Annotated in this window: 15 protein-coding genes; all 15 read right to left on the reverse strand. The window is 37.5% G+C overall.

Annotated elements, in window-relative coordinates; translation table 11 throughout:
* Positions 1-17 precede the first annotated feature (17 nt).
* Positions 18-455 (reverse strand): ComEA family DNA-binding protein, encoded by a 438-nt coding sequence (locus GTK57_RS03260; protein ID WP_407925926.1) that lies wholly within the window; start codon positions 453-455, stop codon positions 18-20.
* Positions 430-1,224: a nucleoside triphosphate pyrophosphohydrolase gene (gene mazG, locus GTK57_RS03265; protein ID WP_163121303.1), complete on the reverse strand. Its 795-nt coding sequence runs from the start codon at positions 1,222-1,224 to the stop codon at positions 430-432. The genes GTK57_RS03260 and mazG overlap by 26 nt, the downstream gene beginning before the upstream one ends.
* A 507-nt stretch (positions 1,225-1,731) precedes the next feature.
* Positions 1,732-3,141, reverse strand: a complete 1,410-nt coding sequence (gene der / locus GTK57_RS03270; RefSeq protein ID WP_152874802.1) for a ribosome biogenesis GTPase Der — start codon at positions 3,139-3,141, stop codon at positions 1,732-1,734.
* A 168-nt stretch (positions 3,142-3,309) separates the two neighbouring features.
* Positions 3,310-4,458: an outer membrane protein assembly factor BamB gene (gene bamB / locus GTK57_RS03275; RefSeq protein WP_163121305.1), complete on the reverse strand. Its 1,149-nt coding sequence runs from the start codon at positions 4,456-4,458 to the stop codon at positions 3,310-3,312.
* Entirely contained in the window at positions 4,455-5,159 is a 705-nt protein-coding gene (locus tag GTK57_RS03280; RefSeq protein ID WP_152874800.1) for a YfgM family protein, read from the reverse strand. The genes bamB and GTK57_RS03280 overlap by 4 nt, the downstream gene beginning before the upstream one ends.
* A gap of 30 nt (positions 5,160-5,189) precedes the next feature.
* Complete coding sequence (gene hisS, locus GTK57_RS03285) at positions 5,190-6,485, reverse strand: histidine--tRNA ligase (RefSeq protein ID WP_163121307.1); 1,296 nt, start codon at positions 6,483-6,485, stop codon at positions 5,190-5,192.
* 3 nt (positions 6,486-6,488) lie between these two features.
* On the reverse strand, positions 6,489-7,610 hold the full coding sequence (gene ispG / locus GTK57_RS03290) for a flavodoxin-dependent (E)-4-hydroxy-3-methylbut-2-enyl-diphosphate synthase (RefSeq protein WP_163121309.1): 1,122 nt from the start codon (positions 7,608-7,610) through the stop codon (positions 6,489-6,491).
* Between the two features lie 23 nt (positions 7,611-7,633).
* Positions 7,634-8,428 carry a helix-turn-helix domain-containing protein gene (locus tag GTK57_RS03295; protein ID WP_152874797.1) on the reverse strand — a complete coding sequence of 265 codons (795 nt, stop codon included), beginning with the start codon at positions 8,426-8,428 and terminating at the stop codon, positions 7,634-7,636.
* Positions 8,419-9,222: a type IV pilus biogenesis/stability protein PilW gene (gene pilW, locus GTK57_RS03300; protein WP_194240561.1), complete on the reverse strand. Its 804-nt coding sequence runs from the start codon at positions 9,220-9,222 to the stop codon at positions 8,419-8,421. Before pilW ends, GTK57_RS03295 begins: the two co-directional genes overlap by 10 nt.
* Positions 9,223-9,240: 18 nt before the next feature.
* A complete protein-coding gene (rlmN, locus tag GTK57_RS03305) occupies positions 9,241-10,476 on the reverse strand; it encodes a 23S rRNA (adenine(2503)-C(2))-methyltransferase RlmN (RefSeq protein ID WP_163121311.1) in 1,236 nt (411 codons plus the stop codon).
* Positions 10,477-10,598: 122 nt separating this feature from the next.
* The gene (gene ndk / locus GTK57_RS03310; RefSeq protein ID WP_120401584.1) at positions 10,599-11,030 is read right to left on the reverse strand and encodes a nucleoside-diphosphate kinase; all 432 of its coding nucleotides are present in this window, start codon (positions 11,028-11,030) and stop codon (positions 10,599-10,601) included.
* Between the two features lie 107 nt (positions 11,031-11,137).
* Positions 11,138-11,338, reverse strand: coding sequence for a Fe-S cluster assembly protein IscX (gene iscX, locus GTK57_RS03315; protein WP_152874795.1), 201 nt, complete (start codon positions 11,336-11,338; stop codon positions 11,138-11,140).
* A 128-nt stretch (positions 11,339-11,466) separates the two neighbouring features.
* Positions 11,467-12,018 (reverse strand): phosphatase PAP2 family protein, encoded by a 552-nt coding sequence (locus GTK57_RS03320; RefSeq protein ID WP_163121313.1) that lies wholly within the window; start codon positions 12,016-12,018, stop codon positions 11,467-11,469.
* A 30-nt stretch (positions 12,019-12,048) separates the two neighbouring features.
* Positions 12,049-13,323: a glycosyltransferase family 4 protein gene (locus GTK57_RS03325; RefSeq protein WP_163121315.1), complete on the reverse strand. Its 1,275-nt coding sequence runs from the start codon at positions 13,321-13,323 to the stop codon at positions 12,049-12,051.
* A gap of 91 nt (positions 13,324-13,414) precedes the next feature.
* Positions 13,415-14,350: a hypothetical protein gene (locus GTK57_RS03330; RefSeq protein WP_163121317.1), complete on the reverse strand. Its 936-nt coding sequence runs from the start codon at positions 14,348-14,350 to the stop codon at positions 13,415-13,417.
* Between the last annotated feature and the right edge of the window lie 24 nt (positions 14,351-14,374).

Consider the following 14,374-nt stretch of genomic DNA (forward strand, 5'->3'; position numbering starts at 1 on the left):
AACCATTTTCAGTATATCTACAAAGCTAATTTATCTTTGTTTTTATTGAATAATGCAGGGCCAACGCCCTTAATTTTCATGAAATCTTCCACAGAATTGAATTTTCCATTTTGATTGCGATATTCCACAATTGCCTCTGCTTTTTTCTGCCCAACACCATTTAATTGCATAAGCTGTTCAATACTTGCAGAATTTAATCGAATTTTAGAACCACCACTTGAAACATTTGTAGCAGATGAACTAGGTTTCGATAAGCTCGGCTTTGATAAATAATGGTTTGAACTTGCTTCTACCTTATTTTTTAAGCGTTGATCTTGCTGTTGTTGCGCCTCTTTCCATTGCGTATATTTTTTCTCATATGTATTTTGCGCCATACTTAAAGTTGAAATTGAACCGAAAACAAAAGTGACAAATATAAGATGTAAAATCTTACTCAATTTTTTTATTATCATGATTAACCTGATGTTTTAAATACTTTTTCGCTTGCTCCCAAAGTTCATCCATTTCTTCTAAAGACATTTCTTCTACATTCTTATTTTGAATAACAGCCTGATCTTCGATAAAAGCAAAACGAGATCTAAATTTGTGAATAGTGCTTAATAACGCCATTTCACTCGAAACATTCAGTTTACGTCCAACATTGATTAATGAAAATAAACAATCACCAAATTCATCGAGTATTTCGTCGGAATTATTGGCTGCCATTGCCTGTTTAAACTCTTCTAATTCTTCTTCAAGTTTTTCATAAGCACCTTTTACATGTGGAAAATCGAAACCAATTTGCGCTGCATTCTTTTGAATTTCATGTGCTTGTTGTAATGCTGGGCCATGTTTTAACTGATCTAAACGATGCTTAGCTTTATCTTTCTTTTCATCTTTCTTAATTTTTTGCCAAAGCTCTGATACTTCATCTGCATTGAGTTTAGAAAATTCGTCTGCACGAAAAACGTGTGGATGTCTGCGAATTAACTTTTCACTGATTGCTTCAACCACATCATTAAAATTGAATAACCCCTGCTCACTATACATTTGAGATTGGAAAACCACTTGAAGTAATAAATCGCCCAATTCTTCTTTCACATCGTTAGCACAACCTGAACGTACAGCAGCCTCGACCTCATAAGCTTCTTCAATTGCATATTTCGTAAGTGTTTCAGGCGTTTGTGCTTGATCCCAAGGACATTCAGCACGTAACTGTTGCATGATTTTTAATAACTGTTCCATAAAAACACTCTTGCTATACGGTTTTGCAATTTTTGTTCTGCTCAAATTAAATGAAAATTCGAATAATTAAAGCAATACAAGACGAAGTAAATGAACAGTAAGTATATTCATTAGCGATGTAGCATAAGGGACTCATGCCGCTGTTGCGATACTATTCTACAAGCAAGGCTATCAAGTTTGTATTCATGATTTTAATTTTGAAAAAATCACAATAACGTGTAAATCAACTTAGTGAACATAAGAAATCAGAACCATCCAAAATATAAATTCACTTAATGGATTATAAGATCTTGCACAAAAAAATTATCGTTGTAGGTAATGGATTTTATTTTCGCACCAACACATAAAGAAATAGAATTTAAATCTAAGTTCCCATTTAAACTTTCAGACTTAACACCTTATTTTATTAATCATCTTTCTAATATGTATTTAGAAAAGCACTCCTATAATCGCTAAAATAAAAAAGCCCACATAAGTGGGCTTTTTTACATCAAAGAAATATAAATCTTAGTTTTTATATTTCTTTTCTGCTTTCTTAAATTTCTGAACATAACGACGCTTACGCGCTGCAATACGTTCATCCATAACTGTCTTACGACCTTCAAATGGATTTTCAGATGTTTTAAATTCAATACGTACGGGTGAACCTTCAAGTTTGTAAACACGACGGAATACATTCTCTAGGTAACGACGGTAATCCGCAGGAGTTTTATCTACTTTATTACCATGTACAACAATCGTTGGTGGGTTTTGTCCGCCCATATGCGCATAACGCATTTTAATACGACGACCTTGTACCATTGGTGGTGCATGTGCTTCAACAGCATCACTTAAAATTTGAGTGATTTTCGCTGGAGATACTTTCAAATGCGAAGAATCGAATGCACGATGAATTGATGGATACATCTCACCAACACCCGTACCATGCAACGCAGAAATCAAGTGTACTTTTGCCCAAGGAATAAAGTCAAAACGACGATCTACATCAAGCTTACATTGCTTACGATCGTACTCACTCATGTTATCCCATTTATTAATGGCGATAACCATGGCACGACCCGCTTCTAATGCATAGCCAATTAAATGTAAATCTTGCTCTACCACACCTTCACGTGCATCAAGAACAACAACAATAACATGTGCATCTTTAATTGCTTGTAGCGTTTTCACGATTGAGAATTTCTCAATCATTTCATCTACTTTACCTTTACGACGTACACCTGCAGTGTCAATTAGCGTGTATTTACGACCATCACGTTCAAATGGAATATAAATCGAGTCACGTGTAGTACCTGGTTGGTCAAACGCAACAACGCGTTCTTCGCCCAATAAACGGTTAACAAGTGTAGATTTACCCACGTTTGGACGACCAATGATCGCTAGACGTAGACCTGTTGCTTTGTCATGCTCTGCAGCATCTTCGTCTTCAGGTACTTCTGAAAGTACATCTTCAAGCATTTGCTGTACACCACGACCGTGGCTTGCTGCCACTTGCATTGGTTCGCCCATACCTAACTTGTAGAATTCTACAAGTGCGGCTTCAGCGTGTACGCCATCGACTTTATTGGCAACAAGATAAACTTTTTTACCAAGAGTACGAAGTTCACGAGCAATTTGCTCATCTGAAGCAAGTAAGCCTGCGCGTGCATCAACAACAAATACAATAATATCTGCTTCATTGATGGCAGTTTTTGACTGTTCTGCCATATATGAGTCGATACCGCCTTCATTTTCGCCAATACCCCCAGTATCAACAACAATGAACGATTTATTTTGGAACACAGCATCGCCATACTTACGGTCTCGAGTAAGACCAGCAAAGTCAGCAACCAATGCGTCACGGCTCTTGGTTATCTGATTGAACAGTGTTGATTTTCCGACGTTCGGACGACCAATGAGCGCAATTACGGGTTTCATAGATTAACCTTTAAAACAAGATCAGCCAGTTTGAGTGGCCTGAACATCAGAAACTTGGAAGAAAAAATAGATGAATAATCTAAATAAAAACACGGGGCATTGAATTTTCAATCACCCCGCGTTAAAAAATACGGATATTCGCTTAGTTTAACATAAGCGAAGAAAAAATTAACGATTCTGCCAAACTGTCAACGCACCCTTTTGAGTTGATGCATAAAGTTGGTTATCAATTACACGCAATGAACGTACTTCACCGCTTGTTTTTGAACGACCAATAAGCTGACCAGATTGTGGATCTACAATGTGTAAATAACCATCTAAGTCACCTACAACCAATTGTGTGCCAAGGATTACAGGATTACTCAATTTACGGTTAAGTAAACTATCATTTTCCCACAATTTATGACCTGTTGTAATTTCGTACGCAGTCAGCTTACCATCTGTAGAGGCAACAAATACGCCATTACCTACCACTTCAGGGCGTTTAGTACTGCTTGAGTCTTCACTCCACACTACTTGTTGTGAAGCCAAATCTAAAACTGTTACTTGACCTTGATAGCTTGTCGTTACAACAAATTGACCCGCTACAACAGGATCGCCATCAACGTCATTTAATTTTTGCACATCTGAACGACCATCACTTACAGCAACTCGACGTTGCATACGCGGTGTGCCCGTTAATACATCAAGTGCATAAACATATGCATTTGAAGATGCAATTAGAACCGTTCTTGGATCGATTGCAACAGGCGATGCCGTACCACGCAAACTAAATTGAACGCTTGGTAAGTCATAAGTCCATAATTGCTGACCTGTCACTGTGCTATGTGCATATACAGTGCCGTCATTTGTAATAGTAACAACACGATCAGAAATAATTAAAGATGGTGCTAAAATGGCACTCGATAATTGTGCTGTCCATTTTTGCTCACCCGTTGCTTGATCTAAAGCAAAAAGTTGACCTTTTTCACTACCAACAATAACAAGACCGTCTGATGCTTCAACACCTGAGCTTAGACCTTGTTTCGTTACTTGTTTTTGCCAAACTTTTTGCTTACCACGATATGCAGTTACGCTACCTTTTGGATCTACCGCAAAAATAACGCCATCTGAAGCATCAAGTTGCAAACGCAATGGATCTTTTGCTGATGTTGCAGAAACACTTTGTGAAAATACAGGAACAAGGCTTGTTGTTTGTGTAATTTTTGGAAGAGGATTTGGTTTCACCTCTTCAACTTTTACTTTATTGCCAGAACATCCAGCCAATGCAAGTGCTAAAACTGTCAGTACTAAAGGTATTTTATTATTTCTGCTCATGAAGTCTCATCCACTTGAGTGTCTAATATTGGGCGTTCTACATCTGCATCTTCTACTAAAACGCCAACGCTTTCGAGTTTAATTTGTAAAATTTGACGATCTTGTTTATGTTCTAATAATTCATTCCATGCACTTTGGTACGATTTTTTTGCATTTTCAATATCTTTTTTAGCAACATATACATCGCCACGAGCTTCATCTACAACCGCTTTGAATGATGGCTCTGTGACTAAATTAAATGTTTTAATTGCTTCATCATATTTATTTTGTGCAAGTTGAGCATAACCCAAACGAAGTTTCAAAATTGAAACTAAGCCTTCGTCTTTAACTTTTGAGTTTTCAACTTTCTTTAATGCTTTTTCAGCGCCAGCATAATCAGATTTATCATATGCAAGTTTAGCCATAAGCAATTGAACTTGAATCGCTTGAGCTGAATCTGGAGCTTCTTTCACAATTTTGTCAGCAGTCGCGACTAAATCATTATATGCATTTGGATTTGATTCTGCATTTGCAGCATCATCCATAAGTTGTTGAACTTTGGCTGTATTCATTTGATTTTCAGCCAAAGTCTTTTTTTGCCACCATTGCCACCCGAAAAAGGCAATCAACGCAATTAAAACCCCACTAATCATGGCAGAACCATACTTCTTAGTAAAAGATTTTAAACTATCAAGTTGTTCTTCTTCACTTAATGCGCTCATGTGATTACCTTATTCCTCGTATTTTTTGGCTTATTTTGAAGAAAGTTTTTCAATAATGAAAGGGACGATTTCATTAATTGCAACTTCAGTTTGTTCTGCTGTTGCTAACTCTTTCACGTTAATTTTCTGAGCATCCCATTCACGTTCACCTAAAATCAACGCGAAAATAGCACCAGACTGATCGGCTTTTTTCATTTGGCTCTTCATTGAACCTTGTGAACCCACCTTGAAACGAATAGAACTTGCTGCATCTTCTAATTGATTACGAATTTGCTCTGCAAGTACAAGTGCTTTACCTTGAGATGCAGGATCTGCCAATAAGAACACTTCACAATCACGTACTGGCGTATTGTCTTCAACTTGTTCAAGAAGAAGTAATAAACGCTCCATACCCATTGCAAAACCAACAGCAGGAACAGTTTGATCCGCTTTACCTTTCAGCTGACCAACCAAACCATCGTAACGACCACCGGCACATACAGTTCCTTGAGAACCCAAATGTGTCGTTGTCCATTCAAATACAGTTTTGTTGTAATAATCTAAACCACGAACGAGTTTTTGATTAATCACAAAGCTCACACCAGCATCCGTTAAATACTGTTGCAATTGATTAAAATGTGCCAATGTTTCTTCACCCATAAAGTCGTGAAGTTTTGGCGCATTTTCTAAAAGTGCTTGAGTTTTAGCATCTTTAGAATCAAGGATACGCAATGGGTTTGTAGTTAAACGACGTTGTGAATCTTCGTCTAAATTTGCTTTATGAACTTCTAAAAATTCAACCAAAGCCGCACGATATGCTGCACGTTCGTCAGACTCACCCAAAGTATTTAATTCAAGTTGAACTTTATCTGCAACACCCATACGTTTCCATAAACGTGCAGTCATTAAAATAAGTTCAGCATCTTGATCTGGCGTTGCAACACCAAAAGTTTCCACACCAAATTGGTGGAATTGACGATAACGACCTTTTTGTGGTTTTTCATAGCGGAACATTGGTCCCACATACCACACACGTGGCGTAGCACCACGAAGCAAATTATGCTCAAGCATTGCACGTACACAACCCGCAGTGCCTTCAGGACGTAAAGTCAAAGATTCTGGCGGATTACCTTTATCAAAAAAGGTGTACATTTCTTTTTCTACGATATCTGTCGCATCACCAATTGAACGCTTGAACAAATTTGTTTGCTCAACAATGGGCAAACGAATTTGTTGATAACCGTAAGCATCCATCAATGCCGATAGATGTTGTTCTAAACGTCTCCAAGCAGGTGTTTGCGTTGGGAGAATATCATTAAAACCTTTAATTGCTACAATTGAACTCATGATCTACTCAGAAAAACTTGTGCGAATAATCTCTTTCGACTTAGCGTCTTCAAGCTCGATAACACGTTGACGAACCATATTTTCAATTTCGTCAACCAATTGATTGGTATCGATTAAATGGCTTTTTTCACCATTACGATAAACTAATGAACGTGGTGCAGCACCAACTACGCCAATATCAGCTTCTTTAGCTTCACCTGGACCATTCACTTTACAACCAATCACTGAAACATCCATTGGTGTACGAATATCTTCTAAACGCTCTTCAAGCGCTTGCATGACCTTAATAACATTGAACTCTTGGCGTGAACAACTTGGACATGCAATAAAATTAATGCCGTTTGAACGAAGACCCAATGACTTTAAAATATCAAAACCAATTTTAATTTCTTCTTCAGGTTCTGCAGCCAAGGAAATACGCATGGTATCGCCTATACCGTCCATCAACAAACCACCTAATGCGATTGCCGATTTGACTGAACCTGTACGATATACCCCTGCTTCGGTTACACCCAAATGCAGCGGATTATCAATTTGCGCAGACAATAAACGATAAGCATCCATGGTTAAAAACACATTTGATGCTTTTACCGAAATTTTAAATTCTTGGAAATCTAAACGGTCTAAAATATCGATATGGCGCATTGCAGATTCAAGTAAAGCTTCACCTGTAGGTTCGCCATATTTTTTCTGAATATCTTTTTCCAATGAGCCTGCATTTACACCAATACGCATTGAAATATCGTTATGACGTGCAGCTGCAACCACTTCGCGAATTTTGGCTTCTGAACCAATATTACCAGGGTTAATACGCAGACAATCTGCGCCCAAGTCTGCAACAGCAAGTGCAATTTTATAATCGAAGTGGATATCTGCAACCAAAGGTACATTTACACGCTTACGAATTTCACCAAATGCAGCAGCTGCCTCCATTGATGGAACAGATACACGCATAATATCGGCACCAACATCTACACAACGTTGAATTTGCGCAACTGTTGCATCGACATCACATGTTTCTGTGTTGGTCATACTTTGGATGCTGATTGGCGCATCACCACCAACATACACAGAACCCACTCGAATTTTACGAGTGGGACGGCGTTTAATTGGGTTTACAATCATGATTTCGCTCTACTCTCGATCCATTAACGTGATAAACGGAATTCTGCTTTACCGTTCACTGTGTATGGAGACAATGAAATATCTTCGTTATTAAGACTTAAAGATACTGCAGATGCATCATCCAAGCGAATTTGGAATGGCGTTTCACCATGAAGTTTTAATTCTGATGATTGACGACCTGTAGCAAGTACTTTGCTTGTTGAGTCAACAATGTGTACTGACGTAGGACGATTAAATTTCAATACCAATTGATCGCCAGACACTACAGCAGCGTCATTCATTGTTAATACTTGAACGTCCGATTGCTCTGATGTCGTTACTTCAGGTTTTTCAGATTCATCTGATTTTGAAAAATTCTGAATAGCCGCAATAACACCCCAAATAACGACAACAACAAGTACAAGCAAAGCAAAACGCTTTAACCACTTGCGATTACGCTCACTATTAGAACCTGGCAATTTGCCCATAAATTTAATAGGAGAGTTATTTAAGGCATGATTTGGAAGCAAACCCGTATCATTGGTATATATTTCATCGAAACGTTGAATGACTGCTGTCGCATCAACATTAAGAAATTTTGCATAAGTACGGTAATAGCCTTTAATAAACGTTGCTTCAGGTAAAGATGTATATTCATCTTTTTCTAAAGCCGTTAAAGTCTTTACTGAGATCTTAAGTTCAGCTGCAACATCTTCTAATTCTTTCTTTTGATTCAGACGAATTTGACGAAGGTATTCACCCGGACGCTGTACATTTCCTAATGCATTTGGTGTGGCATTTAAACCTGTCGGTTGCTGTGAATTAGGATTTACTTCCATACGACCTCAGTACTGTACTGTAATTGCAAATAACGTTGATATTCAGGGCTATCTGGATATAAAGCTCTCAGTTGATTAACCAAAACTTGCATTTGCATTGGATTATCATTTGCGCGTGCAAGTCGAATACCTACCCATAACGCACGTGCATTTTGATTATTTTGCCCAACCAAACCAACAGAATTATCATAAAGTTTAGTTGCAGCAGGAATATCTTGTCTTAAATAATGAATTTCTGCTAGCTCAACCATAGAGAAATACGAGCTACGGTTAACATTTAAGGCATGATTAAATGCTTTTTCGGCATTGGCTACATCACCAAGCTTTAAATAAACCCTACCCGCACTTTCTAGTGCAGTATAACGCTGATCATAACCAAGTGTTGAGCCTGCAATATTAAATTGCGTTAAAGCATCATTATACCGTTCTGTTTGGTACAAATAAGTACCATAGTTGTTACGAGCCTGTGCATTTTTAGGCGCTGAAGAAACCGCAGTTTTAAAATAACGTTCAGCTTTTTGTATATTAAGCGCACTACCTTCACGCTGTAACAACACACCCATCATCATATTTGCAAGCGCATCTCGTGAATTTAACACCATTGCTTGGTCTAATTCACGTTTAGCTGCGTCAAAATCACCTGTTTTAATATATTCAGCAGCCAATTGAGTTCTCGCTTGAACTGCTTTTTTAGGATCAACCTTGCGATCAGAAACCGTCTGACAACCCACAACCAAAAAAGTAACACTCACCATTAAAGATGAGATTAAGATTTTTAGATTAGGCTTACGCAATTGACTTCCCCTATTTCATTATCCTTGCGAGCGTATGATCTCATTTTGCGCTGCAACTTTCTTTTTCCATTGTTCTGCACGTCGAGTACGATCTGCAACTTGACCAACCAATTGACCACATGCAGCATCAATATCATCACCACGTGTCTGACGAATCGTACACACAAATCCTGCATCAGACAAAGCTTTTTGGAAAGAAATAATTTTATTTCGACTTGAACGTTCGTATGGTGCATGTGGAAACGGGTTAAATGGAATCAAGTTGATTTTACTTGGTAAATTTTTCAACAACTTAATCATTTGTTCTGCGTGAACCAAACTGTCGTTCACACCGTCTAACATAACATATTCAATAGTGACATGTTTACGTGAACTTTCGTTGCCATCTTTTGTTATATAACGTTGACATGCAGCAATCAATTGTTCAAGTGGATATTTTTTATTAATCGGTACAAGTTCATTACGAAGCTCGTCATTTGGTGCATGCAATGAAATCGCTAAAGCGACATCAATATCTTTCACCAATTGATCAATTTTAGGCACAACACCTGAAGTCGATAAAGTCACACGGCGTTTTGACATACCATATGCAAAGTCATCGAGCATAATACGCATTGAGTTAAGCACGGCATCGTAGTTAAGAAGTGGTTCGCCCATTCCCATCATCACCACGTTTGTTACCGAACGCTCGCGCTCAAGAACTGGCACATCTTCCATATATGAATAGTTAGCCACCCAAAGCTGACCAATAATTTCAGCTTGGTTTAAGTCACGTTGGAAACCTTGTTTACCTGTCGAACAGAATGAGCAATCTAGCGCACAGCCTACTTGTGAAGAAATACATAAAGTACGACGTAAGCCACTACGATGCTCTGCAGGAATAAGTACGGTTTCAACTAAAGAACCATCACCTTCGCCTACACGGAAAACCCATTTACGAGTGCCATCTTTAGAATAGTTTTTATGAACAACTTCTGGTGCTTCAATAAAGCTAATTTTTTCCAATTTTTCACGTAACTTGCCAGAAATATTGGTCATTTCTGCAAAATCGGTTACAAAAAATTGATGAATCCATTTCATCACCTGTCCTGCACGGAATTTTTTCTCTCCAATTTCTTCGAAGAATTTTTCCATTTGCAGACGTGACATGCCAAGTAAGTTCACTTTCGTAACAGTATTTTGCTGCGTCGGAGCGGATGGAGATTGTTGCTGTGCATCAGAAATTGCTGATGTAGCGACTACTTCAGTACTCATGTGTATTACCTAAACTATGTCTAAAGATGAAGGGAGAAGCTCAATATGCGAGCAAAGCATTATTCAGAGAATAAAAAAACCAGATAAGTATAATAACACTTATCTGGTTTGAATACTTCGAATTAACGAGTACGTGGAGCAATCTCAGTTTGAGCGAAGAAGTAGTTAACTTCACGATCAGCTGATGCTACAGAGTCAGAACCGTGAGCAGCGTTTTCGTCGATGCTTACAGCGAAGTCTGCACGGATAGTACCAGCAGCAGCTTCTTTAGGGTTAGTCGCGCCAAGGATGTCACGGTGAGCAAGAACAGCGTTTTCGCCTTCAAGAACTGAAACAACAACTGGACCAGAAGTCATGAAAGCAACTAAGTCAGCAAAGAAACCACGTTCTTTGTGCTCAGCGTAGAAGCCTTCAGCTTCAGCTTGAGTCAAATGTTTCATTTTAGTTGCAACGATTTGAAGACCAGCTTTCTCGAAACGAGCAAAGATGTCACCAATGTGGTTTTTAGCAACTGCATCTGGTTTAACGATAGATAATGTACGTTCAATAGCCATGATAGGCTCCTTAAGTCAATGTAGACACGAAATTTTGGCGCATTATACCGAATAATGCGCTTTTTTCCGCTTTTGATATGTAAATAATTTGATTTTTAATGTGAAAATCAGTTTGCTTCGTCAATCCAAGCCATTTGAATTGCCTCTAACAAACCTTCTGTCGATTTTGTTGGGTCATCGCTAAATTGTGGCAATGCACATACCCAAGCATGTAAATCTGTAAAGCGAATCCATTGTGGATCGACATCGGGATGTGCTTCATACAGCTCAATCGCGATATCCATTGTATCTGTCCAACGTAAACCCATGGGATTTCCTAAAACGTCAAATATTTCTTATTTTATCAAATTTTTTGAAAATTCAGTGAATCTTTCACCACATTCATCTTTATTTTAATTGCAAACGCACTTCAATGCCATGAATTGAGTTTTTAAAGTTAAATCATCACATTAAAATAAGGTGCACTTAAAACAATGCCACTTGCAACAGCACCACCAATAACAGCACCAACCACAACATCACTCGGATAATGCAAACCTAAAATCATTCTAGACACTGCAACCAATACGGTAAACGGCAACATAAGCACAAGTAAGATAGGTTGAATATATCCAAAAATAATGGTCGCCATAACAGCATGTAGGGTATGACCCGATGGAAAACTAAAATGATCGAGCGGTCTCTCACCTAATCGAATTACCTGATGCACCTGATAAGGTCGTGGTCGAACTGTTTTACTTTTTAGAATTTTATAAATCAGCGTTCCAACCGCTCCACCCAAAACCACGTAAAGTATCTGTGGCGTATATTGCACACCCTGTAACACCCACACAGAAACGAGCATGACATACCAAAATGCACCATCACCTAGCTTACTAATGATTTTAAAAAAAGTAGCTACACGTTCTTCATGTGAAAATTGATTTAAGTACAAGCAACCTTTGAGGTCGAGATCTAACATTCTTATTTTTACAGTTTGAAAATTCATTTTATTTCTCCTTAAGCTTTTGCTTAATATTTAGGACGTCATTTGCGTCTCCTTAACCACTGCATACAAAACCTGCTCAAATTGCTGAACAGGATGATTCCAACCAATATTTTTGACCATTTTTCTGGCTTCTTTACCCATCTCGGCAAGTTCTGAACGTTGCGGTAAATTTTGCACATTTTTAAAAAAGTCGACCGACCTACCCAATTCAGATAACCAACCCGTTGTGCCATGTGAAACATGTAAGTGTGCACAGGCATAATCGTAGGCAATAACAGGTAATCCACTAGCCATAGCTTCAAGTACAACATTTCCGAATGTTTCTACTTGGCTTGGAAATATAAAAACATCGGCGCTTGCATAGGCTTCCGAAAGTTGTTTTCCGCTCAAACTACCTGTAAAGATTACATCTTCATAATCAATGACAGATTCAAGCCTTTGTCGATCTGGTCCATCTCCAACAATGACCAATTTAGATGGGTATTTTTCTGTTTTCTTCATGCTTTGAAATGCGTAAATGGCAACATCCGTTTCTTTTTCAGGCGATAAACGCCCGACTGAAATCATCACTCGGGTTTCATCACTTGCGCCCCATTTTGCACGTAGTTCAGCAGATCTAAATTCAGGTGAAAAGCGAATGGTATCCACACCTCTTCCTACAACAACCAATGGGCATTTCACGCCAAATTCTCTTAATGTTTTTTCTGTATCTACACTTGGAACGCATGTGACATTGGTATTGTTATGAAACCAACGAAGATAATGTTGGATGGGTTTAAGTAAAAATGCCAGATCGAAAAAGCGACTAAAATCATGGAATGATGAATGAAAGCCACTTGAAATAGGAAGTTTTTTGGCTTTTGCTACACGTAATGCCGTAAAGCCTAAAGGGCCTTCTGTCACAATATGAACAACGTTTGGCGCAAATTTTTCGATGGCTTGCAATACTTTGTTGAGTTGTGGCCAACCAAATTGTAAATGTGGATATTTTGGAATACTTTGCGCTTTTACTAAGCACTCCTGATTTGGTTGAAATTCTTCACATGATTTTTTTTGTTCAGGTCTAATCAGTAGTATTTTATGACCTTGTTTTTGTAAGCCTTTACATAATTGCAGAAGTGATAATGCCACTCCATTTATTTCAGGTGGCCAAGTTTCCGTGACTATTGCGATTCTTAAGCGTGGGCGAACAAGGTCTTCTAAAAATGGATGGGTTATCGAAACTCGTTCTTTCTTTTTAAAGTAGAAATGATTTTTTTCGAAAATTATAGGCTGTTTTAATAAGGCTGTGTCGATTGTTGTCATTTCCACACCTATCTATACTTTATGTACTTTTATTGAGCATAGATAGAATGTGTGACAGTTTGATGTGATACTCATGACATTTTTATAAAATTTAGTTTTTATCAATTTTTCGTCTTAATAAATAAGATTTAAAATCTTTATGAGTTAATAAAATAAATAATAACACACCCATTAAAATCGTTACGCCCCCCATAAACCGATGCTCTTCTTTTTCATTCACTTTTTCAGCCATCAATTTAATACTATCTACCTTTTCAATAACATCACCACCCAATGCTAGATCACCCTGATAGATACTAGGTTTAGAATCATTAATTTTTAAATTAATAACTTCACTATCTTTGTAAGCATTTAGAATATATTTATCTTTATTAAGTACACCAGATAATATAATCAGTCCAAGGCATATATATATCCCTGATGCCAAAGATGGATACACAAACAATCGTAGAATTTTTGCAAATTTACTTTTATAAGTTTTTTCCTCACCTAAAGTTAATATCTTTACACTACCTAACCCCTTTATCCTTGATGAAACAACTAGCTCATCAAAAATTTTCTTGCGTCCTAATAAAACATCATCATTATCAAATGCAATTAACGCATTAAATTTAAACCCTTCCCCTTTTTTCCATAAGCCCGTTTTCAACCTTAAATTATTTTTATTCAAACTCTCTTCAATCTTCATACCGTGCTTATTATTTTTGATTTCAAAAGTCATCCATTTTGCGGACTCAGGAAGCTTAACCGTTATTGGCTCTTCAACATCCCTAACATCTATATCCACATTTCCATTATTAATTAAATGCGCACTAATAAAAATTAAATTATTTGATATAACCTCATCCTTATAAGCAACTGATATTTCAAAACTTGTGTGTGTTAAATTAGCTAAAATTGTTGAACTTTCCGAAACCAAACTTATTTTCGGTCTATTCCACGTTTTCCAAGCTATACAAAAACCAAATAAACTTATAACCCCAAAAATAACAGTTAAAATCAAACCAATATCAATATTTATATTCATATATTTAACCAATTAAATAAAAAA

This window comes from Acinetobacter portensis, from assembly GCF_010646905.1.
Taxonomy (GTDB): Bacteria; Pseudomonadota; Gammaproteobacteria; order Pseudomonadales; family Moraxellaceae; genus Acinetobacter; species Acinetobacter portensis.